Below are 21,584 nucleotides of genomic sequence, written 5' to 3'. Positions count from 1 at the left end.
CGATTATGGCCAGCCCCGGCGAGCCGGTGAATTTTGATCACCGTATCAACACCATTCGCTCAGACTATGACGATGGCGCTATTCATTCGATTTACCAGTTCCTGCCCGCCCCTCGCGCCAATGAAAAAGGCCGCCATATGGCGGCCTTTTTAGGCAACATTATCCCTATCTCACCCGGGCGATGGCGGTATTGAGCCGCATATTGGTCGCATCCAGCCCTGGGGTCTGACCATGGAAGTCGAACTCCAGCCTGACACCGGGGCGGAACAGCAGGCAGTGGGTGGAGCCGCCGAAGTGGAACATGCCAAGCGGATCCCCCTTCTGCACTCGATCCCCCGCCTGCACCGTGATCTCGCAGCTCGACACCTCGGCCATCCCCACCGGCACCACGCACATCAGGCCGATTTTGGGGTTGTCGGCCTCGATGAAGATGAGTGCCCGGGTCGCCACCGAGGTGAGGAACGGCTGGGAATTGTTGGGGGCGCTGGGATCCGCCCCCTGCGGGTCGGCAAAGCCTTCGAACTGGTTTTCCAGATAGTAGGTGCCATTGACGATGCGCACCTTGCGGATGGTGCCGCTCACCGGGCTGTGCCAGCGGTGGTAGCTGAGCGCACTGAGGAAGGCCTGGTAGACGGTGCCGCCTTCGAAACGGGGCGCCAGATCGTCAAAATCGAGCATGTTGTCCAGCGAATAGGGCTGCCCCTTGAGCCAGAACTGATCGCTGCGGCTCACCTCCTTGCGCACCTGCAGCGGCGCCGATTCGCAGGCGTTGACGATGACACTGTCATCCGTCGGCGCAGATACCGGCCGCACCCCGGCCCGAAAACGTCGGGTGAAGAAGTCGTCCCAGCAGCTGAACCCGTGGTATTCGGCCGCCGGCTCGCACTCGAAGATCTGCTCGAAGCTGCCCGGCGTGGGGTTGGGCCCCTCCCCGACCGCCTCGTTCGCCACCTTGACCATCTCGGCCTTGGCCACCTTGCCAAGCCAGGGCACCACCAGGGTCTCCTGATCCAGCCGGCTGACCGGTTCATTCAACACGTAGCGGGAAGCCGGGCTCTGCAGGAACTGGGCCCAGTAGTCGAGGATCTTCTTGAACTGCTGGTTGATCAGGGCGTTGGCAAAGAAGTGATAGCCGGACTGGGTGGCCATGGGCCAGTCGAGCAGAGCATTGATGGGAAAGCCGATGAGACCGGATGGCTCGTGGCTGGGGATGTCCTGATACGCCTCGGGTGCCGTGGTCATGATGCCGTTGAGCAGCCCCAGGAACTCCTCGAACGAGCGTACCTCTGGCTGACCGAGCGGGGTCAGGTGCTTGTGGCGCCAGGCTTCCTTGAACATGGCTTCGGCCTGGGCATGCAGCGCAGGGTCGGCATGGACCAGATCCCGCAGCTCGGCGATGGGGGGCACCAGCGCACGCGGCTGCTGGGTCACGTAGTGCTTGATCCGCCGGATCCAGCGCTCGATATGGGCGCCATCGCGGGGGATCCAGCCACCGGGACGGGACTTGTTCAATCGGGTTTCAACTGCCTTGTTCATGGTTCGCTCTCCTCAGCTGATGTTCACGCCCACAATCCACGGCTTGAGCATTGAGTGCCGGCCTGCCAACGGCATGCTAGGGCACCGACCCTGTTATGTAGCACAGGGAGCGCGGCGGGACGATTGCCAGAAACGACAGGGCAAACCGGCGCAACAACGACTAGCGGTCGGGATGAACGAGTACAACAGGAGGAAGCGCCCTGCTACAGCAGGCGGGACAAGGGACGACGGGAAAAAACGGGAGGCCCGGAAAAGCGAAAAGCCAGCTCAATGAGCTGGCTTCTCTGAAGAATGGCAGGGGCGGCAGGACTCGAACCCGCAACCATCGGTTTTGGAGACCGCTGTTCTACCAATTGGAACTACGCCCCTGCAACAAACGAGGCGAATTATACAAAGCCGGGATCAAAGGTAAAGGCTTTTTTCTCACTTTCGGTGCGATTGTACAAAGGACGAGCAGATCTCGTCACTTTTTACAGCCAAAGGGGGTAACTCGCTGTATTTACAGCCTTGTTTGGGTAGGAAAGCAGCGGCAATGGGGGTAGGGTGAAGAGGTGGCCAGGCAATGAGGAGGCTGCTCATGCTCAATTATCGGTTACTTCAACAACTTGCACCGCTCAACTTCCGGGATGAGAGCAAAACCGAGGCCCTGCCGGACTATCTGGCACGGGTCGCCCCGCTGGTGCCCTTCATTCCCGACAATGTGCTCTCCCAGTGGATTTACCGCCATTGGCGCGGTTTTGAATCCAACTGGAGCTTTATCGATCTCGCCCACCACCAGTTCGAGTGTGAAAGCTGGCCCACCGCCAGGATCATCGAGCAGACCGGCTCCCGCCATATGGAGGTGGTCGAACGCTGGGGCGAGATGCTGAGGCACAACCGTTACGTCCGTCGATCCTGGCTCGGGGAGTACATGCTGAGCCAGGGGACCTGGTCAGAACCCATCATAGTGCTGGCATCGGCGACGGGCAGCAGCTACCCGGACGGTCACCCGCTGCCACAACCCTATTGTCTGCTGGAGGGGCACCACAGACTCGCCTATCTGCGCAGCATGGCCGAAGATGCACAGCCATTGCAGGCCGAACACCAGGTGTGGGTTTGCCGGCCAGTTCACGAAAGTTAAACGTTTTTCCGAGCAAATCTTGCCTTTGAAATAAATTTTTGACAATTCAAAATGCGACTCTATAATCTGTCCGGTTTGAAAAAAGGTCAGGACAGGACGATGCAGTTTTTGCTGAAAAAGACAGCCTTGCAGACGGGTGGAACGCACCAGAGCGGCCCCGTTGTTTCCGGTTCCCGACCCACAGATCCCCAATTGTTTTTAAAAAAAGCCCCTGTTTCAGGGGCTTTTTTTTGTGCCCGAAAAACCTTCATTGATGTCAAAGGGAATGCAGACGATGACCAATCCACTCTATAAGAAACATGTCATCTCCATTTCGGACCTGACCCGGCCCGACATGGAACTGGTGGTCGCAACCGCACAGCGGTTGAAGGCCGAGCCCGACACCCGCTTGCTGAAAGACAAGCTGGTTGCCAGCTGCTTCTTCGAAGCCTCCACCCGTACCCGCCTGTCGTTCGAGACCGCGGTCCAGCGCCTGGGCGGCAACATCATCGGCTTCGCCGACGGTGGCAACACCAGCGCCAAGAAGGGCGAGACCCTGGCTGACTCCATCAAGATCATCGGCTCCTACACCGATGCGGTGGTGATGCGTCATCCGAAAGAGGGGGCTGCCCGCCTCGCCTCCGAGTTCTCCCGCGTGCCGGTCATCAACGGCGGTGACGGCTCCAACCAGCATCCGACCCAGACCCTGCTCGACCTCTTCTCCATCCACGAGACGCAAGGCAAGCTGGACGGCCTCAACGTCGCCTTCGTCGGTGACCTCAAGTACGGCCGCACCGTGCACTCGCTGGCCCAGGCCCTCAGCCTGTTCAACTGCCGCTTCTTCTTCATCTCGCCGGAAGCCCTGGCGATGCCGGACTACATCTGCGAGGAGCTGGAAGAGAAAGGCATCCAGTTCAGCGTGCACGAGACCATGGAAGAGGTGATGCCGGAGCTCGACATCCTCTACATGACCCGGGTCCAGAAAGAGCGCTTCGACGAGACCGAATACAAACACATGGCCGCCAAGTTCGTGCTGGAAGTGGCCACCCTGGAAGGCGCCAAGCCCACCATGAAGATCCTGCACCCCCTGCCCCGCGTCGACGAGATCGACGTCGCGGTCGACAAGACTCCCCACGCCTACTACTTCCAGCAGGCGGAGAACGGGGTTTATGCACGCCAGGCGCTGCTGGCTCTGGTACTGAACGAAACCGTCTAAGGGAAAGGGGTATATCATGTCCGAGAAGAACCAACTGCAAGTCGAAGCCATCCGTCACGGCTCCGTCATCGACCACGTCCCCGCCGGCCAGGGCATCAAGATCCTCAAGCTGTTCCAGCTGATCGAGACCCAGGAGCGCATCACCGTCGGTTTCAACCTGAAATCCGGCGCGCTGGGCAAGAAGGATCTCATCAAGATCGAGAACACTCGCCTGACCGAACAGCAGGCCAACCAGCTGGCGCTGTTCGCCCCCAAGGCGACCGTCAACATCATCGAAGACTTCGCCGTGGTGAAGAAACACCAGTTGGAGCTGCCGGAGTTCATAGCCGGGGTGTTCCACTGCCCCAACTCCAACTGCATCTCCCACAACGAGCCGGTGGACAGCTACTTCCGGGTGCGCGAGGTGAAAGGCGTGGTGCGGATGAAGTGCAAGTACTGCGAGAAGTCCTTCACCCAGGACATCGTCAGCGAACGCTACTGATAGCCAGACTCAAAAGATATCCAGGTGGGCCCCAAGGGGCCCATTTTTGACCCCTGTCACATCACCAAATAACCAGTTGGTTATAATTTGCCATCCAAACAGAGCTATTCCCGCTCATTTCCTGCCAGTGCATTGATTGCCAGTATTTTTTGCTGATGTTCAGCGAATGCGGCAGATATCGAGCGTTTACCGTCGGTCATCATCAAAGGAATTCGCCGTGGTCAAAACCCTCAGTCGTCCCGTGGAACAAGAGCCCGATCTGGCCCAGCTGGATGCCTGTCGCCAGATCATCGGCCAGCACTGCTACAGCACCCAGGAGGAGATCCGGCGCGAGCTGTCGGAGCGCGGTTTCGCCGACATCAGCCAGTCCACCATCTCCCGTCTGCTGCGCCGGCTCGGCGTGGCCAAGGCCCAGAACGCCAACGGCAAGAAGGTCTACACCCTGGTGGACGAGCAACTGGAGCCCGCCGGCAGTACCCGCTCGATCCACGACATGGTGCGCGAAGTGGTGCACAACCAGCAGATGGTGCTGATCCACACCACCCCGGGTGCCGCCACCGTGGTGGCCCGCCTGCTGGATCGCAACGCCAATCCCGAGATCATGGGCGCCGTCGCCGGCAACGACGTGGTGCTGGTCGCCCCACGCCACATCAGCCGCACCCGTCAGGCCCACGCCGCTGTAGTGCGCACCCTGGCGCAAGCCCGCTAACCCCCTCTCCCGAAGAGATCGAGGCGACCAGAAGGTCGCCTTTTTGTTGCTGCTGATATGCGCCAAGGCGGTTCATCCTCACCCATTCTCCCCTCCCCACGACTTTAATCGTCATGAATCAGCCATAAAAAACGGGAGCCAGTGGCTCCCGTTTTCAGCTTTCTCTTCGTTGTGGATCAGAGCACTGCACCCAGGCTCAGGCAGACCACGATCAGCACGGTCAGGATGCCGAGCAGCGGGGCCACCCATTTCAGCCAGCGTACATAGGGCACCTTGGCAATCGCCAGGCCACCCATGACCACGGCGGAAGTCGGGGTCACCAGGTTCACCAGGCCGGAGGCGGACTGATAGGCGGTGACCACCAGCTCGCGACCCACGTTGGCGAAGTCGGCCAGCGGCGCCATGATCGGCATGGTCAGCACGGCCAGACCGGAGGAGGACGGCACCAGGAAGGAGAGCACCACTTCCAGCACGAACATCACGTTGATGAACACCACGGTGGAGAGGCCGGTCACGATCCCTTCTGCGCTGTGCAGGATGGTGTGAGTGATCATGCCGTTGTCCATCACTACCACGATACCGCGGGCGATACCGATGATGAGGGCAACGCCGAGCAGGTCGCGGGCACCGTCGATGAAGTTGGAGGTCAGCTCCTCTTCACTCATGCGAGAGATGACGCCGACGATGATGGCGGCGGCCAGGAACACCCCAGAGATCTGCGCCATCCACCAGCCCAGCACGGCCACCCCGTAGATCATCACGGCGAAGGCGGCGACGAAGATACCCAGCACGATTTTACGGGTCAGGGTGAACTCCAGCATCTGGTCGCTCTTGTTGCCAAGGAAGTGGGCACGGTTCTCTTCCCACTTGTCAGCCACCAGGGATTTGCTCGGGTCGTTGCGCACCATCTTGGCGTAACGCATCACATAGGCCACGCACAGCAGCCAGCCGGCAACCAGCATGGCGACGCGCAACCAGATGCCGTCGGTGAAGGAGATACCGGCCGCGTTGGCGGCAATCACGGTGGCGAACGGGTTGATGGTAGAGCCCAGGGTACCGATACCGGCCCCCAGCAACACGGTTGCGGCAGCCACCACCGGGTCGAAGCGGGCGGCCATCATCACCGGCACCAGCAGGGTGTAGAACGGCAGCGACTCTTCCGCCATGCCGTAGATGGTGCCGCCCGCGGCGAACAGCGCCATCAGGATCGGGATCATCCACTCTTCCCGGCCGCGCAGACGGTCGGTTACACGCTCGATACCGGCATCGATGGCGCCGGTCTTGGTCACAATGCCAAGAAAACCACCGATGATCAGGATGAACAGGGAGACGTCGATGGCGCCTGCCTGATAGGTGTCATGGTTATAAAGACCGTCGATAGGTGCCAGCAGCACATCGACGATCCCCTGGGGATTGCCCTCCACCAGTTTGTAGGTACCAGCCACCGGCACTTCCTTGCCGAGGGCTTCGTTCATGGTCATTTCATATTTGCCGGCCGGCACTATCCAGCTCAGGGCGGCCACCAGGGCGATCAGCACGAACAGTATCGTGTAGGCTGACGGGAACTTGAATTTGGTCATGGTCCAGCTTCCTTCTGTGGGTGTGGTATCCATGCAGGCTGCGGGTCGTAGGGTTAGAGGTATTATGCCGCTGCCACATGGTCGAAAAGCCGGGGGTCACCCCCCGGCACCACTACTGCGACCTTAGTCGCCCAGCGTAGCAACCATCACTGCCTTGATGGTGTGCATCCGGTTTTCGGCCTCGTCGAACACGATGCTGTGCTCGGATTCGAACACGTCCTCGGTCACTTCCAGGCCTTTCATGCCATATTTGTCAGCCACTTCCTTGCCCATGGTGGTCTCATCGTTGTGGAACGCCGGCAGGCAGTGCATGAACTTCACATCCGGGTTCTTGGTGGCGTTGATGACATCCATGTTGACCTGATACGGGGTCATCAGTTTGACGCGCTGATCCCAGGCTTCTTTCGCTTCACCCATGGAAACCCAGACGTCGGTGTAGAGGAAGTCGGTACCCAGCACACCCTCTTTGACGTCTTCGGTCAGGGTGATGCGTGCGCCGGTCTCTTCGGCGATCAGACGGCACTTGGCAACCAGCTCCTCTTCCGGCCAGAAGGCTTTCGGAGCGACCAGACGGATGTCCATGCCCATTTTGGCGGCACCGACCATCAGGGAGTTGCCCATGTTGTTGCGGGCATCACCCAGGTAGGCGAACTTGATTTGATCCAGACGTTTGCCCTTGCCGTGCTCCAGCATGGTCATGAAGTCGGCCAGGATCTGGGTCGGGTGGAATTCGTTGGTCAGGCCGTTCCAGACCGGTACACCGGCGTAGGCACCCAGCTCTTCCACGATCTCCTGACCGTAGCCACGGTATTCGATGCCGTCATACATGCGACCCAGTACCCGGGCGGTGTCCTTCATGGACTCCTTGTGACCGATCTGGGAACCGCTTGGGCCAAGGTAGGAGACTTGCGCGCCCTGGTCGAAGGCTGCCACTTCAAACGCACAGCGGGTGCGGGTGGAGGTCTTCTCGAAAATCAGGGCAATGTTTTTGCCGGTCAGGTGTTTACGCTCATAGCCACCGTATTTGGCTTTCTTGAGGTCGATGGCCAGATCGATCATGTATTGAATTTCGCGCGGGGTGAAGTCCAGCAATTTCAGGAAGTTACGGTTACGCAGATTAAAAGCCATGATGAGTGCTCTCTATATTTGTTCAGACCAATTTAGGCAGTAGTGTTGACTACGCATTCTTCAGTACAGATTTGTGCAGACCCCAGAGGGCCGAGTTTCAATTACGCATTCACGGTACGGGTGGCGACAATATTGGTGCCGGCTTCGCCCTTGAGGATGGCCAGGCCATCTTCCAGCGAACCGATGCCGACCATGCCGCCGGTCGCTTTGACAAATTCACAGGAGGCTTCGACTTTCGGTCCCATGGAGCCGGCATCGAACTTGACCCCGGCCAGCTCATCCGGGCTGGTGATCCGCAGCGGACGCTGGGTCGGTTTGCCCCAGTCGAGATAGACGGCATCGGCATCGGTCAGGATCAGCAGGGCGTCGGCCTTGATCTGCTTGGCCAGGTAGGCGGCAGACATGTCTTTGTCGATGACAGCTTCGATACCGGTCAGGCTCTGGCCATCCCAGGTCACCGGGATGCCACCACCACCGGTACAGATGATGAGGTGACCCTGGGCGATCAGGGTTTCGATGGCGTCGCCTTCGACGATGCGCTGGGGCAGCGGGGACGGCACTACACGGCGGAAGAACTTGCCGTCAGCCTTGACCACCCAGTGCTTTTCTTCTGCCAGGGTGCGGGCTTCAGCCTCTTCGTAGACGGGGCCGATAAATTTGGTCGGATTGGCAAACGCCGGATCCTTGGGATCGACCTGCACCTGGGTCAGCAGCGCGGTGACGTTGCGGCTCGGCATCAGGTTTTTCAGCTCCTGGATCAGCATGTAGCCGATCATGCCCTGAGACTCGGCACCCAGCACATCCAGCGGATAGGGGGATACCTTGGTGTAGGCACTGTTTTGCAGGGCCAGCAGGCCGACTTGCGGGCCGTTGCCATGCACCAGCACCACGTTGTACTCCTGAGCGATCAGGGCGATGGTTTTGGCCGCAGTAGCGATGTTCTTGCGCTGGATGTCAGCTTCGAGCGGCTCGCCACGACGGAGCAGAGCATTGCCACCCAGGGCGACGACGACAGTTGGTTTTTTCATGAGTGTTACTCTCGAGTCTTGGTATCTGTGGCGCCGGCCTCTTGCCGGCGCCACGCCGTCTTGTTAGATGCCGTCGCGTTCCATCGGGCAGCTCATGCAGCGGGCGCCGCCGCGACCACGTCCCAGCTCTTCACCCGGGATGGGCAGCACTGTGATGCCTGCCTTGTCGTACTTCTCGTTGGTGTAGGTATTGCGCTCGTAACCCACCACCACGCCGGGGCGTACGGTCAGTACGTTGTTGGCATCGTTCCACTGCTCGCGCTCGGCCTCGAAGGTGTCACCGCCGGTGGTGATGAGCTTGAGCTGATCGACACCCAGTGCCTTCTCGATGGCGGTGACGAAGTAACCCTCTTCCTTGATGTTCATGCCGGTGGCGCCGCCCGGAGTCAGGCTCCAGCAGTTCACATCCTTGCGGATGACTTCCGGATAAACGGAGAAGGTGTCTATGTCCATGTGGGTCATGACGGTATCGAGGTGCATGCAGCTGCGGTGTTTCGGCAGTTGCATGGCGATGACCTGTTTGGCCTGGCCGTGCTTGAACAGGCCGCGCGCCAGGTGTTCGACCCCTTGCGGCGTTGTGCGCTCGGACATGCCGATGAGCACTGAACCGCGGCCGATGACCAGCACGTCACCACCCTCGATGGTGGAGTTGTCGTAGTCGCGATCTTCATCACCGAAGTATTTGATGAAGTCCTGACCGGCGAACTGCGGGTGCCAGCGGTAGATGGCCTTCACGTGGTTGGTCTCGCGACGACGGGCGGCCTTGGCCATGGGGTTGATAGAAACGCCACCATAGACCCAGCAGGAGGTGTCACGGGTAAAGAGGTGGTTGGGCAGCGGCTCGATGATGAAGTCGGTCGGGGCGTGCATGCCGACGACCATGTTGACGCCGCTGTAGGGCATCTCGGAGTAGGTCAGGCCACCGGAGAGAATGCGGGCCAGTTCACGGTGCGGCATGTCTGCCAGGAAGCAGCGCACGTCGTTGGCAAAGGAGGTGCCGAGGCGATAGTCGGAGACCTGATGTTGCAGCAGCCAGGTTTTGGCTTCCGGCACGTCCAGGGTTTCGGCCAGCAGATTGGTCAGCAGGAAAACTTCGACATTCTGATCGCGCAGCACCTGAGCGAATTTGTCGTGCTCCTGACCGGCACGTTCAACCGACAGGACGTCATCAAACAGCAGATCCTGGCAGTTGGAAGGAGTCAGACGCTTCAGACTGAGGTTGGGGCGGTGCAACATGACACGGCGCAATTGGCCAACTTCAGAACCTACATAAAATTTGCTCATGATTATATTCCGTCTAGCAGTGGTCCCTGCGAGTGATTGAATAGATTCCTTCTATTCATGCTCGTGGCTAAGGCGGGATATTCTTTATGTAGGGTAATCGGCTTGTGTTCTATCCTGCCCTTGCCTTTCGAGACCGAGGTTAGACCTGCCAATCACGCCAAACTTAGACATTGATCACATTCACTTATAACTGAATAAAATCACGGTTTATTCTTTGATAGGGATAACAGAACTGACAATCTCCCATTCATTACCTTCGTTTAAATACGCACTTTTCATCGTGTATTTTTCATATTTTTCCTTGTTTCATTCATTCACCATATCTACTAAGGGATATATGTAAAAACAAAAAACCTTAACTTTCATGAAGATAAAAACAAAATCAACATTCATTGAATTTAATATGCAAAAAATTGAATTTTATGAGCTTTCAAAGCGGTGATACGGGGAAATAAATAGTCATTGCCTGCCTGCTCACTGAATAATCTGTTTGTTGTTCCAGATCATGGCATCTCGTCCAACCCGCTCGCGCAGGCCCGCTGCGGCGCACCTGCCGGCTCGCCGTTTATATGGATATGCACCCAGTCCGCATCTTGGCCGATCATTTTTCAGGACGCCTGCCATCGGCTCTTTTCAAACTTTTTTCATTAGTTGAATTTATTTCAGCACCTTGCGTCACCAACCACCTCGGCTTAACTCAGAAAGTGATCAGGATCACACCCGTTTTATCACCAAGGAGCTAACCATGAAGATCAAGTCACTGCTGTTGTTTGCAAGCCTGCTGCTGCCCATGACCCCAGCACTGGTCAGTGCAGAAGGGGCACCGGCCATGCCGCTGGTGGTATGCCAGGTCGATAAGGCTCCCCAGATGCTGGTGCCGGCCTATGTCTGTCAGTGGTATGGCGGCAGCCAGCACTATTGAGAGTGAGAGCCCAAGAGGAGGCCACCTCCTCTTGGCTTGTCATGGCCCAACCCCCTCCTATACTCAATGCAGCTGTTTTTCATAGGGATAGGAGACGGTCATGATCCTGCTGGTCGGTGGCGAAAAAGGGGGGAGCGGCAAGAGTTGCCTGGCCCAGAATCTGGCGGTTTACCTCAGGACCCAGTTTCATGGTGAGGTGTTGCTGGTCGATTGCGATCCACAGCGCACCACCTCGGACTGGATCCAGGAGCGCAATGACAATCCGGACCTGCCCCAGATAAATTGTGTTCAACTCTACGGCAACATCCGCAACGACCTGCTCAGCCTGAAAAACCGCTATGACTATCTCATTGTCGATTGCGGCGGCCAGGATAACCGGGCACTGCGTTCCACCATGGCAGTTGCCACCCACGCCCTGATCCCGCTGCGCCCCAAGCGCCGCGACCTCAAGACCTTGCCGCACATGGAAGACCTCATCACCACCTGCAAGATGGTCAACCCCAGCCTGCGGGCAGCCGTGGTGCTGACCCAGTGCCCTGCCCTCCCTAACCAGGTGAAGCGGATCCTGGAGGCCAAGGAGGTGTGCTCTTCTTTCGGTGTCGACGTACTCAACTCCATTACCTATGGCCGCAATGTCTACGACGACAGCGAGGAGAAGGGGTTGTCGGTGATGGAAATAGAACCGGATGGCAAATCGGCCGAAGAGATCCGGGCCATCGCCAAGGAGTTTCTGGAGCTGGGGGTGTGAGATGGGCCTTGCCGACCTGAAGAAGAAACACAATCTGCATCATCAGAAGAAGTTCACCATTGACGAGTTCATCGAAGATGCTGACTTCTACGCCAAGGGCAAACCCAAGGTTGTCAGCCTGGAGCTGAATCTGCATCGGGAGGAAGCCCTCACTGCACTCGCCTTCATCGAGAATGGTGAACACCTGAAACCCAGCTACAAAAAAGCGACCTTTTCCCTGAGTACCACCGCTATCGATGAGCTTGGCAGCCTGACCCAGCAGGATGGCATGAACAAATCTCTGTTGCTGCGTCTGTTTACCCATTACTTCTCCTCCTTGAGCCCGGAAGAGCGCCAAACCATCTATGAACGGCTTCAGGAACACAACTGACACGATAGTCGTGACACTGATTATCGCCCCCAGCCCCCGCGCTCTGCTCCCCTTATCCCTTTCTGAACCCCGGTTAAATGGCGTGTGAGATATTCGCCATTCACCTCGTGAGCAAAGCGCCTAAAAAGTTCTCGCGATAGTCGGAAGATAGGATCAAAAAACCTGAACACAAATAAAACAACCTACTGATTTAAAATGAAATATATCGAAACAAGTTTCCTTCGTAACGAGATGCGTAAAAACGTTTTTCAATCTACCGTTGTCGTGCCCCGTGAAATCCTTATAGTTACTCCTGCACGGACGCAATGAAGTCGGTCAGGAAGACTGGCTGCCAGGGTTGGGCAAATGGACTCACCACAGGATGTGGTAAAGGACACCTCCCAGGACGGAGAAAGTGCGACGGGAATGGATGACTCGTCAGGCCATGATGGCTAAAGGACACCCCAAAGGATTGGGAAGGGGAAACCTAAAGGAAGAGGTATAGTCAGGGATTGCAGGGAGCAACTTCGTTCAAGGATATGAGCGATAAGACTATCGGGGGCGACGCAAGTCGCCCCCATCTTTTTTGGCCATTTTTCTTCGGCGGCCAGCCTTCAGCATCTACTCGAGCCGGAAGTGGCCCACAATCTCCCGCAGCCTGTCATAGGTCTGCTGCATCGCGGCGGAGCTGGCTACCGTCTCCTCCCCGTTGTGAGTGAGCAGCCGGATCACCTCGGCAATCGCACTCATGTTGCGATTGATCTCTTCGGCTACCGCACTCTGTTGTTCCGCCGCCGTGGCGATGTGGCTGATAAGATCGTTGATCTCCACCACCTCTCCCGCCATCAGATCCAGCGACTCATTGACCCTGGTAGTGTTCTCGGCGGCGCCCTGGCAACTCTGCTTGGTGTTGCTCATGGCATCCACCACCGTCTGGGTACCCCGCTGCAGACTGGCCAGCATGGTCTGGATCTCCGCCGTGCTCTGCTGGGTGCGAGCGGCAAGGGAGCGCACCTCGTCGGCCACCACCGCAAAACCGCGCCCCTGTTCGCCGGCGCGGGCCGCCTCGATGGCGGCGTTGAGGGCCAGCAGGTTGGTCTGCTCGGCTATGCTGCCAATCACGCCCAGTACTGAACCAATCTGCTGCACATCCTGCTGCATGGCTTCGATGGAGCGGGCAGTGGCCTCCACTTCGTCCACCAGCGCCATCACGCTGGCCATGGCCTGATCTACCACCTGGCGGGACTGGCTCGCCAGCTGCTGGCTCTGGCCGGTCAGCTGGGCCGTGCTGGCTGCACTCTCCGACACCGAGACGGCGGTACGGCTCATCTCGTTGATGGCAGTCACCACCTGCTCGGTCTCCCGCACATGATCCGCCAGCAGGGACTGGGCAGCACCGGTCTGGCTGGCCAGCCCCTCGATACCGCTGTTGAGCTGGCCACTGGCCTGCCGCACCTCGTTCATCATCTCCTGCAGCCGCTCGATAAAGCGGTTGATACCGGCCGAAATCTGGCCCAGATCATCGGTACTGGTTACCGCCAGCCGACGGGTCAGGTCGCCGCTGCCACGGGAGAGCTCCAGCACCAGATCCCGCAGCGAAAGGATGGGACGATAGGCGAGATTGAGCGCCAGTACGGCGAGTACCATCACCACCACCGCCACCCCGAGCAACGCCATGATGATCTGGCCGTTGAGCGCCTGGGTCATGGTGCGGATGTAGTCGAGATCGATGTATCCGGTCAGCGTCCAGCTGCTGCCACGGATATCCAGCGGATTGGGGCGAGCCTCGTTCTCCCCCTGCGGCTTGCTGCTGTAGAGCACATTGCCCTGGCCATCGGTCAGCGAGAAGTAACGCCCCTCGCCGCTCACCTTCTCCAGCAGGTTCTTGAACTCGCTCATATCGAGGTAATAAAGGTAGGCAGAGTCGGCCCCTCGCGGCACCAGAATGGAGATGACGGGTTTGCCATCCACCTGCTGCAGCGGGCTGACGGTGATCTGGTTGTTGGCGGCTGGGATCAGCTTGCGCAGCGTATCGACCTTGGCCGTATCGTTGATGACCCCGCTCACGTCGAACGCCATGTCGCCGATCACCTTGACGATATTGTGAAAGCCGGTCTCTTCCAGCGTCTTCTTGACGTTGGTGACCCCGAAGTTGAGGTTGGCCGCCAGCAGGATTTTTTGATTGATGTCGCTGGCCAGCTTCTCTTTGACCAAGGTGATCTGCTCGTTGATGTTCTGGGTGGCCTGAGTGCGGATGTAGGCGCTGATGAAGTGATTGACGCTGAACCAGGCAGTGCCGATGGTGACCAGAATGGCCAGCAGCAGCAAGACGTAAATCTTGACCTTGAATGGCATGGGATCCCTCCAGAAGAGAGGGCTGGCACTGCCAACCCTCTCTGCCAATCGTTATTTCTTCTTGGCGTACTTCATGGAGTCCAGTGCCACCGCCAGAATGATGATGCCGCCCTTGATGATAAACTGCCAGTAAGGGCTGACCCCGATATAGGTCAAACCATAGTTGATCAATGTAAAGATGAGTACCCCGGTGATCACCCCGGCAACCGTGCCCACACCACCGGCAAACGACACCCCGCCCACCACGCAGGCGGCGATGGCATCGAGTTCATACATGAAGCCGAGGTTGTTGGTGGCACTGCCGATCCGGCCTGCTTCCAGCATGCCGCCGAAGGCGTAGAAGACACCGGCTAGGGCATAGATCATCACCAGATTGACCGCCACGTTGACGCCGGAGACTTTGGCGGCTTCCGGGTTGCCGCCGATGGCGAAGATGTTCTTGCCAAAGCGGGTCTTGTTCCACAGCACCCAGACGAACACGCTGGCGATGGCGGCGTAGAAGGTCAGATAGGATAGCTTGAAGCCGCCCAGCTTGATGAACCCCTGCGCGAAACTGGAGAAACGAGGGTCAAAACCGGCCACCGGCGAAGCCCCCACCGAATCAAAGTAGAGGGAGTTGATGCCGTAGACGATGATCATGGTCCCCAGGGTGGTAATGAACGGGGTGACGTTCAGATAGGCCACGATGAGACCGTTGACCAGACCAATCAGGGCCCCCACCACGCACACCAGCAGGATCACCGCCGGAATAGGCACTTCGCCCAGGCTGGGAAACACCTTGTTGACGTTGGTCAGCGCCTGCAGCATGGTCGCCGCGATGAGCGCCGCCAGGCCGACCTGACGACCGGCCGACAGATCCGTCCCCTGGGTGATGATGATGCCAGCCACCCCCAGCGCAATGATGACCCGTACCGAAGACTGGGTCAGGATGTTGCTGAAGTTGGTGAGACTCAGGAAGGAGGGTTCCTTGATCACGATGATCATGAGCAGCACCAGCAGCACCACGTAGATGCCGTTCTCCTTGAGCGCCCGCATCAGATTGAAATTTTTAGCCGACTCCATAAATGTCTTCCTGTCTCTAGAGGTACAGAGATGCCAGGCGCAGTATCTCGCTCTGGTCAGTTTCTTTGGTATTGACGATCCCGGCGACCCGGCCATTGCTCATGACCATGATGCGATCCGTGATGCCGAGCAGTTCGGGCATTTCCGACGAGATGATGATGATGCCCTTGTCCTTCTTCGCCAGCTCCAGGATGAGCTGATAGATCTCGAACTTGGCCCCCACGTCGATGCCGCGAGTCGGTTCGTCCAGCATCAGGATCTCCGGCTGGGTCAGCAGCCAGCGGCCGATGATCACCTTCTGCTGGTTGCCCCCCGAGAGGGAGCCGATCTGGGTCTGTTGGGTCGGTGTCTTGACCCGCATGGAGTCGATGACCCACTGGGTATCGCTTTTCATCTTGTTGTCACTGAGCAGCCCCATGGAACCCTTGTAGTTGTCCATGTTGGCGATCAGGGAGTTGAAGGCGATGTCGAGGCGCGAATAGATGCCGGTGGAGCGCCGCTCCTCGGTCACCAGTGCAAAGCCGTTGCGGATTGCCTCGTGGGCATTGTGGTTCGCCACCGGCTGACCGTGCAGCTTGATGATCCCTTCACTGCGATCGCGGATGCCGAACAGTGTCTCGACGATGTCGGTGCGCTTGGCCCCCACCAGTCCGGCGATGCCGAGGATCTCCCCCTTGTGCAGGTTGAAGGTGATGTCCTGAATGGAGGGCTGGTTCTTCGCCGTCAGGTGCTCGACTTCGAGGATCACCTCTTTCGGCTGGTTGGTCTTCTCCGGGAAGCGCTGGGTCAACTCACGGCCAACCATCATGCCGATGATCTGATCCATGGTCATACCCTTGAGCGGCTGGGTCGCCACCCACTGGCCATCCCGCAATATGGTGATCTCGTCACACAGCTGGAAGATCTCTTCCATCTTGTGGGAGATGTAGACGATGCCGCAGCCCTTCTCCTTGAGCTTGTTGATGATCTTGAAGAGGTGGCTCACCTCTTTCTCGGTCAGGGAGGAGGTGGGCTCGTCCATGATGACGATCTTGGCGTCATAGGAGAACGCCTTGGCGATCTCGATCATCTGCATCTGGGAAACGGAGAGGGTACCGACCTTGACCCTTGGGTCGATGTCGATGTCCAGCTCGTCGAAGATATGCTTGGTGTCCTGATACATCTTGCCGTGGTCGACGAACAGCCCCTTGGTGGGATAGCGGCCGAGCCACATGTTGTCCATCACCGAGCGTTGCAGCACCAGGTTCAACTCCTGATGCACCATGGAGACGCCATTCTCCAGCGCCTCTTTGGAGGAGGTGAAGTTGATCTCCTGCCCCTTGAAGAAGATCTTGCCCTGATCCTTCTCGTAAATGCCGAACAGGCACTTGAGCAACGTGGATTTTCCTGCCCCGTTCTCGCCCATCAACGCATGCACAGAATGAGGACGGACCCGTAAATTGACATTATCGAGTGCCTTGACGCCGGGAAAGCTTTTACTGACGTCAATCATCTCCAACAGCCATTCTGATTGTTGCTGTGTTGTCATATCAGCCATCACATCTGGTTGAAACTGAGGGCAAGGGGAGACCCCTTGCCCGGGAGGAGGGAATTATTCAAATTTGGACAAGTTGTCAGCATCGACACCAACGTAGGGAACGCGCACAACCTTGTTGACGATGTTCCACTTGGTGCCTTCACCGGCCGCTTTGCCTTCCGCCAGGTTCTTGGTCAGCTCGTAAGTCGCCTTGGCCTGGTTGGCGGCATCGTTCAACACGGTACCGGCCATGGCACCACTCTTGACCAGTGCCAGCGCTTCCGGCAGGGCATCAACCCCGAATACCGGGATGGCGGTCTTGCCCTGGGCCTTCAGCGACTCGACGGCACCCATCGCCATGCCATCGTTGTTGGCGATGACCACTTCGATCTTGTTGGCATTGGGGCCGGAGATCCAGGCGTCCATCTTGTCCTTGGCCATGGCGGTATCCCACATACCGGTATCCATGTGCAGCTGCTCGGTCTTGATGCCGCCGTCGTTCAGCGTCTTGATGACGTAGGTGGTGCGGGCTTCGGCATCGGGGTGACCCGGCTCGCCCTTGAGCAGCACGAACTGGATGACGCCGTCCTTGTTCAGATCCCAGGCCGGGTTGGCTTTCCAGTGCTTGGCGATCAGCTGACCCTGGATGATGCCTGACTCCTTGGAGTCGGTACCCACGTAGTAAGCCTTGTCATAGCTGGCGAGATCGGCAGCGCTCGGCTCCTTGTTGTAGAACACCACGGGCACGTCCTCGCCACGGGCCTTCTCGATCACGACCGGGGCCGCAGCCGGGTCAACCAGGTTGATGGCCAGCGCCTTCACGCCTTTGGCCAGCAGTACGTCAACCTGATCGTTCTGCTTGGACTGGTCATTCTGGGAGTCATTCATCAGCAGCTCCACCCCCGGGTTGGCCGCCGCTTCCTTCTCGATTGCCTTGCGCACTACCGCCATGAAGTTGTCGTCGTATTTGTAGACGGTCACCCCGATGCGGGTTTCGGCATGAGCGGTGGCTCCAGCCATCAGGCTCATCAGTACGGCGGCAATGGTCGTGATCTTTTTCATTGTTATGCTCCGATCTCTCTATCTGTTTTTGTAGGGAATGCTGTACACCAAGTGAACTGGCGCCAGCCTAATGTAATCAGTTTGTTGTATGACAATCTGTGATCATGACAACAAAATGAAAACGTTTACACTCTGTTACATAGCAACAAATCAATTAAAAATCATTAGGTTACATTTTATCGCTAAAGGTGAAGCCCTGAACGAGGCTCTTTCTTGTTAAGCAATCGCTCAGATTCAGCGTAGAACACAGTTCCAATAGTAGCCGCCCGGCTGCAACCAATATTCCGGCCGCACGCTCTGGCTCCAGGAGTCATCGCCCCCAATCCCCATATGAAAGCCATCGAGACAGAGGTGCAGCCCTCCCTCGGCCACCAGATCGGTCTGGTGGCGGGCCTGTGTCAGCTGCTGCTGACTGAAGCGGCTCAGGCTGAAATGGAACAGCCCCTCGACCTCGACACTACCCAGTTGCAGCTGGCGGGTGTCGCAGCGCAGCCCGTTGTCGGTCGGGAACACATACGCGGTGTGCAGCGCATCGAGCGACGACTGCCAACGACCGAGGTCGGCAGCCAGCAGGCGATCCGGATAGTTCTCGTGTGGACCACGCCCTAGCCAGCTCACCTCCTCCCCTGCTGCCAGCACCTCGTCGGTCAGCCAGAGCCGGGCGCCGATGCGCGGCAGAGAGGGCATCTCGGCCGCTACCTGCACCTCGATGGCGAGGCGCATGGCCCCATCCTGATCGAACTCGTGGCGCCAGCGGATCAGCAGCTTGAGCGTATCGCCGACGAAGTAACCGTGGTGTACCGTCACAACCCCTTGGTCAGGGCTCACTACCAGATCGAGGCAGCGGTGCTGCAACTCATTGAGCCCAGCCTCCTGCCAGCGAGCGATCCAGGCGTTGGGATCGGCGTGGTCCGCCTCGCTGGTACCAATGTCGTTGTCGAGCGGTGCCCGATAGAAGTGATCGGCGATGGCCTCTTTCAGCTGCTCGCGGCCCAGCTTGCACCAGCTTTGGACGCGGCCGCTGGCCTTGTCCAGCCGCCACTCGCTGGCGGCCGCCCGGATCTGCCAGCCATCCGCCAGCTCAATAAAGGTGGCCGGCGTGCGGGCGACAGGCAGCGCCAGCGGCGCAGGCAACATGCATTGCTGGCGCGCCACCTCGTGACCGGCCGCTGACCAGTGCGTGGCAGCGGGCTGCACGATGGCGAGCTCCAGCCAGGCGAGCGCCCCCGGCGCAAAGGCCGGCAACCGTTCCAGCAGAGTCAGCCTCATGCTGCCCTGCGGTGCCAAGGTGAGTGGGCATTCACCCTGGCTCACCACTACGCCGTCTTCGCACAACCGCCACTGCAGCCGCTCGTTGTCCGTCTCGCGAAACAGGTATTCACTGCGGATCTCGACCGTCAGCGGCTGGCGCTCGAGCAGCCTCAACCCGAACTGCTGCTGGGCCCGCTTGGCCTCGAACAGGGCGGGATGGGGGGTGCGGTCGGGGAACACCAAACCGTTGCAGCAGAACTGGCGATCATTCGGGGTATCGCCGAAATCACCGCCATAGGCCCAGAAATGGCGGCCGTCATCGGTCAGCTTGTCCAGTCCCTGATCGACCCAATCCCAGACGAAACCACCCTGCAGCCGCGGATGATCACGAAATGCCTGCCAGTAGTGGGCATAGCCCCCCAGGCTGTTGCCCATGGCGTGGGCGTATTCACACAGGATCAGCGGGCGGGTCTCGCCCGGCAGGCCGATCCACTTGGCCAGCGCCCACTTGGGCACCGCCGGGAAGGGTTGATCCTGATGGGTGCGGGCATACATGGGGCAGATGATGTCGGTGGCCGGCGTATCGGCCCCGCCCCCTTCGTATTGCACCGGACGGCTCGGATCCGACTGCTTGACCCAGCCATACATGGCATCGTGGGCCGGGCCGTAGCCCGACTCGTTGCCAAGGGACCAGATGATGATGCTGGGGTGGTTGAAGTCGCGGGCCACCATGCGGGTCACCCGCTCCAGGAAGGCGTTGCTCCAGGCGGGATCCCGCGCCAGCCGCCCCATGGGGGTCATGCCGTGGGTCTCCAGGTTCGCCTCGTCCACCACGTAGAGACCGAGCCGGTCGCACAGCCGATAAAGCTCGGGGTGATTGGGGTAGTGAGAGCAGCGCACCGCGTTGAAGTTGTGCCGCTTCATCAACAGCAGATCCTGCTCGATGGCGGCGGGGGTCACCACATGGCCGTTGGCCGCATCGTGTTCGTGACGGTTGGCGCCGCGAATGAGCAGCGGCTGGCCGTTGACCCGCAGCAGGCCGCCACGGATCTCCACCGCCCGAAAGCCCACGTCATAGGCCTCGCTCTCGATAGGTTCCCCCTGCTCGTCCAGCAGGGTCAGGGTGAGGCGATAGAGGTGGGGGGTCTCGGCGCTCCATTTGCGCGGGGCCGCCACCTCGAGCCAGCACTCGGCGCGATCGTCATACGCCCCTTTCTCGTCAATGGCTTGCGTGCCGATCGGCTGGCGCAGGGTCGCCACCCGCTCACCGCCGTCATAGAGATTGGCCGCCACCGACAGACCAGCCCCATTGGCCGCCTGCAGCGCGATCTTGAGGCGGCCATCGCGATAGCAGGCGTCCAGCTCTGGGGTGACCCTAATGTCCATCAGATGACGGGCCGGTTTGTGCAGCAGGCTGACGGAGCGGAAGATGCCGCTCATGCGCCACATGTCCTGATCTTCCAGATAGGAGCCGTCGGACCAGCGCAGCACCAGCACAGCCAGCCGGTTGTCACCGCTGCAGAGGAAAGAGGTCAAGTCAAATTCGGCGGGCAGCCGGCTGTCCTGGGAGTAACCAACCCAGCGACCATTGCAGAAGAGGTGAAAAGCGCTGTCCACCCCGTCGAAGATGATCCGGGTCTGACCGCTGGCGAGCCAGTCGGCCGGCACGCTGAACTCGCGGGAATAGCAGCCGGTGGGATTCTCGGCCGGCACCCGCGGAGGATCGCACGGGAAGGGATATTTGATGTTGGTGTAGATGGGCACGTCTGTCGCAGGCCGCAACCCTGGGTAGGCCGCATCCAGCTGCCAGTTGCCCGGCACCTTGATGGCACAGGCATCCGGCAGATCCTTGACCAGCCAGTGCTCCGGCACCAGCTCGGGCGCCGCGAAGAAGGAGAAACGCCACTCCCCGTCCAGCAGGGTGCGCCATGGCGAGGCGAGATCATCCCGCGCCGCGGCTTCGCTGCGCCAGCTGAACAAGGGGGTATGGGCAGGCAACCGATTCACTGCGGTAATCGCCTGGGTCTGCCAGTCCTGACGGGCCACTATCTCCCTGAGCATTCTTCTCTCTCCCTGCATGAACGCCGAAAACGTATGCAGTGTAGGGGAGTTTTGCCCGGTGATCGGCGATCTCGCTCACACAGATGTAAACGATTACACTAAATTTGTTAAGTAAAACAGGGTAAAAATGCGCTAAATGCAGGTAAAAGACCAAGGCTCCGGATCACGCGCCGCAAAAACGGCGATCCGGAGCGATA

18 protein-coding genes and 1 tRNA gene are annotated in these 21,584 nt (G+C 59.0%); 8 read left to right on the top strand and 11 right to left on the bottom strand.

Going from position 1 to position 21,584, the window contains the following annotated elements:
• Nucleotides 1-165 precede the first annotated feature (165 nt).
• Both QLG02_RS08865 and QLG02_RS08860 read right to left on the bottom strand, forming a co-directional pair.
• Nucleotides 166-1,536 carry a phosphatidylserine decarboxylase family protein gene (locus QLG02_RS08865; protein WP_106551539.1) on the bottom strand — a complete coding sequence of 457 codons (1,371 nt, stop codon included), beginning with the start codon at nucleotides 1,534-1,536 and terminating at the stop codon, nucleotides 166-168.
• Between the two features lie 292 nt (nucleotides 1,537-1,828).
• Nucleotides 1,829-1,905 (bottom strand) — tRNA-Trp (locus QLG02_RS08860).
• Nucleotides 1,906-2,113: 208 nt separating this feature from the next.
• Here QLG02_RS08860 and QLG02_RS08855 point away from each other — a divergent pair.
• The 5 genes from QLG02_RS08855 to QLG02_RS08835 all read left to right on the top strand — a co-directional run bounded on the left by QLG02_RS08855 (nucleotide 2,114) and on the right by QLG02_RS08835 (nucleotide 5,041).
• Nucleotides 2,114-2,656: a hypothetical protein gene (locus tag QLG02_RS08855; protein WP_282465002.1), complete on the top strand. Its 543-nt coding sequence runs from the start codon at nucleotides 2,114-2,116 to the stop codon at nucleotides 2,654-2,656.
• 99 nt (nucleotides 2,657-2,755) lie between these two features.
• Nucleotides 2,756-2,950 carry a hypothetical protein gene (locus tag QLG02_RS08850; protein ID WP_155270350.1) on the top strand — a complete coding sequence of 65 codons (195 nt, stop codon included), beginning with the start codon at nucleotides 2,756-2,758 and terminating at the stop codon, nucleotides 2,948-2,950.
• Complete coding sequence (gene pyrB, locus QLG02_RS08845; protein ID WP_016352301.1) at nucleotides 2,931-3,851, top strand: aspartate carbamoyltransferase; 921 nt, start codon at nucleotides 2,931-2,933, stop codon at nucleotides 3,849-3,851. The genes QLG02_RS08850 and pyrB overlap by 20 nt, the downstream gene beginning before the upstream one ends.
• A 16-nt stretch (nucleotides 3,852-3,867) precedes the next feature.
• Nucleotides 3,868-4,332 (top strand): aspartate carbamoyltransferase regulatory subunit, encoded by a 465-nt coding sequence (pyrI, locus tag QLG02_RS08840; protein WP_011707750.1) that lies wholly within the window; start codon nucleotides 3,868-3,870, stop codon nucleotides 4,330-4,332.
• Between the two features lie 217 nt (nucleotides 4,333-4,549).
• Nucleotides 4,550-5,041: an arginine repressor gene (locus tag QLG02_RS08835; protein WP_016352302.1), complete on the top strand. Its 492-nt coding sequence runs from the start codon at nucleotides 4,550-4,552 to the stop codon at nucleotides 5,039-5,041.
• A gap of 176 nt (nucleotides 5,042-5,217) precedes the next feature.
• On the opposite strand, the gene QLG02_RS08830 is transcribed toward QLG02_RS08835, so the two are convergent.
• The 4 genes from QLG02_RS08830 to arcA all read right to left on the bottom strand — a co-directional run bounded on the left by QLG02_RS08830 (nucleotide 5,218) and on the right by arcA (nucleotide 10,061).
• A complete protein-coding gene (locus QLG02_RS08830) occupies nucleotides 5,218-6,621 on the bottom strand; it encodes a YfcC family protein (RefSeq protein ID WP_017409771.1) in 1,404 nt (467 codons plus the stop codon).
• Nucleotides 6,622-6,744: 123 nt separating this feature from the next.
• Nucleotides 6,745-7,749: an ornithine carbamoyltransferase gene (gene argF / locus QLG02_RS08825; RefSeq protein ID WP_017409770.1), complete on the bottom strand. Its 1,005-nt coding sequence runs from the start codon at nucleotides 7,747-7,749 to the stop codon at nucleotides 6,745-6,747.
• 101 nt (nucleotides 7,750-7,850) lie between these two features.
• Nucleotides 7,851-8,777, bottom strand: a complete 927-nt coding sequence (gene arcC / locus QLG02_RS08820; protein WP_011707754.1) for a carbamate kinase — start codon at nucleotides 8,775-8,777, stop codon at nucleotides 7,851-7,853.
• 63 nt (nucleotides 8,778-8,840) lie between these two features.
• A complete protein-coding gene (gene arcA, locus QLG02_RS08815; RefSeq protein WP_011707755.1) occupies nucleotides 8,841-10,061 on the bottom strand; it encodes an arginine deiminase in 1,221 nt (406 codons plus the stop codon).
• A 745-nt stretch (nucleotides 10,062-10,806) separates the two neighbouring features.
• Here arcA and QLG02_RS08810 point away from each other — a divergent pair.
• The 3 genes from QLG02_RS08810 (at nucleotide 10,807) to QLG02_RS08800 (ending at nucleotide 12,101) form a co-directional block, all read left to right on the top strand.
• Nucleotides 10,807-10,983: a hypothetical protein gene (locus tag QLG02_RS08810; protein ID WP_017409769.1), complete on the top strand. Its 177-nt coding sequence runs from the start codon at nucleotides 10,807-10,809 to the stop codon at nucleotides 10,981-10,983.
• Nucleotides 10,984-11,083: 100 nt separating this feature from the next.
• Nucleotides 11,084-11,731 carry an AAA family ATPase gene (locus tag QLG02_RS08805; RefSeq protein ID WP_011707757.1) on the top strand — a complete coding sequence of 216 codons (648 nt, stop codon included), beginning with the start codon at nucleotides 11,084-11,086 and terminating at the stop codon, nucleotides 11,729-11,731.
• Between the two features lies 1 nt (nucleotide 11,732).
• Entirely contained in the window at nucleotides 11,733-12,101 is a 369-nt protein-coding gene (locus tag QLG02_RS08800; RefSeq protein WP_011707758.1) for a CopG family transcriptional regulator, read from the top strand.
• A 600-nt stretch (nucleotides 12,102-12,701) separates the two neighbouring features.
• On the opposite strand, the gene QLG02_RS08795 is transcribed toward QLG02_RS08800, so the two are convergent.
• The 5 genes from QLG02_RS08795 to QLG02_RS08775 all read right to left on the bottom strand — a co-directional run bounded on the left by QLG02_RS08795 (nucleotide 12,702) and on the right by QLG02_RS08775 (nucleotide 21,387).
• Nucleotides 12,702-14,435, bottom strand: coding sequence for a methyl-accepting chemotaxis protein (locus QLG02_RS08795; RefSeq protein ID WP_282465001.1), 1,734 nt, complete (start codon nucleotides 14,433-14,435; stop codon nucleotides 12,702-12,704).
• Nucleotides 14,436-14,486: 51 nt separating this feature from the next.
• Nucleotides 14,487-15,497: a galactose/methyl galactoside ABC transporter permease MglC gene (gene mglC, locus QLG02_RS08790; protein WP_011707760.1), complete on the bottom strand. Its 1,011-nt coding sequence runs from the start codon at nucleotides 15,495-15,497 to the stop codon at nucleotides 14,487-14,489.
• Nucleotides 15,498-15,513: 16 nt separating this feature from the next.
• Nucleotides 15,514-17,034, bottom strand: a complete 1,521-nt coding sequence (gene mglA, locus QLG02_RS08785) for a galactose/methyl galactoside ABC transporter ATP-binding protein MglA (RefSeq protein ID WP_011707761.1) — start codon at nucleotides 17,032-17,034, stop codon at nucleotides 15,514-15,516.
• 54 nt (nucleotides 17,035-17,088) lie between these two features.
• Nucleotides 17,089-18,075, bottom strand: a complete 987-nt coding sequence (gene mglB, locus QLG02_RS08780) for a galactose/glucose ABC transporter substrate-binding protein MglB (protein WP_011707762.1) — start codon at nucleotides 18,073-18,075, stop codon at nucleotides 17,089-17,091.
• A 234-nt stretch (nucleotides 18,076-18,309) separates the two neighbouring features.
• The gene (locus QLG02_RS08775) at nucleotides 18,310-21,387 is read right to left on the bottom strand and encodes a beta-galactosidase (RefSeq protein WP_282465000.1); all 3,078 of its coding nucleotides are present in this window, start codon (nucleotides 21,385-21,387) and stop codon (nucleotides 18,310-18,312) included.
• Nucleotides 21,388-21,584 lie beyond the last annotated feature (197 nt).

The sequence above is a fragment of the Aeromonas sp. V90_14 genome (assembly GCF_029967615.1).
GTDB classification, from domain to species: domain Bacteria; phylum Pseudomonadota; class Gammaproteobacteria; order Enterobacterales; family Aeromonadaceae; genus Aeromonas; species Aeromonas hydrophila.
Note: the sequence above shows the minus strand (reverse complement) of the source record. Positions and strands in the feature narration are given on the sequence as shown.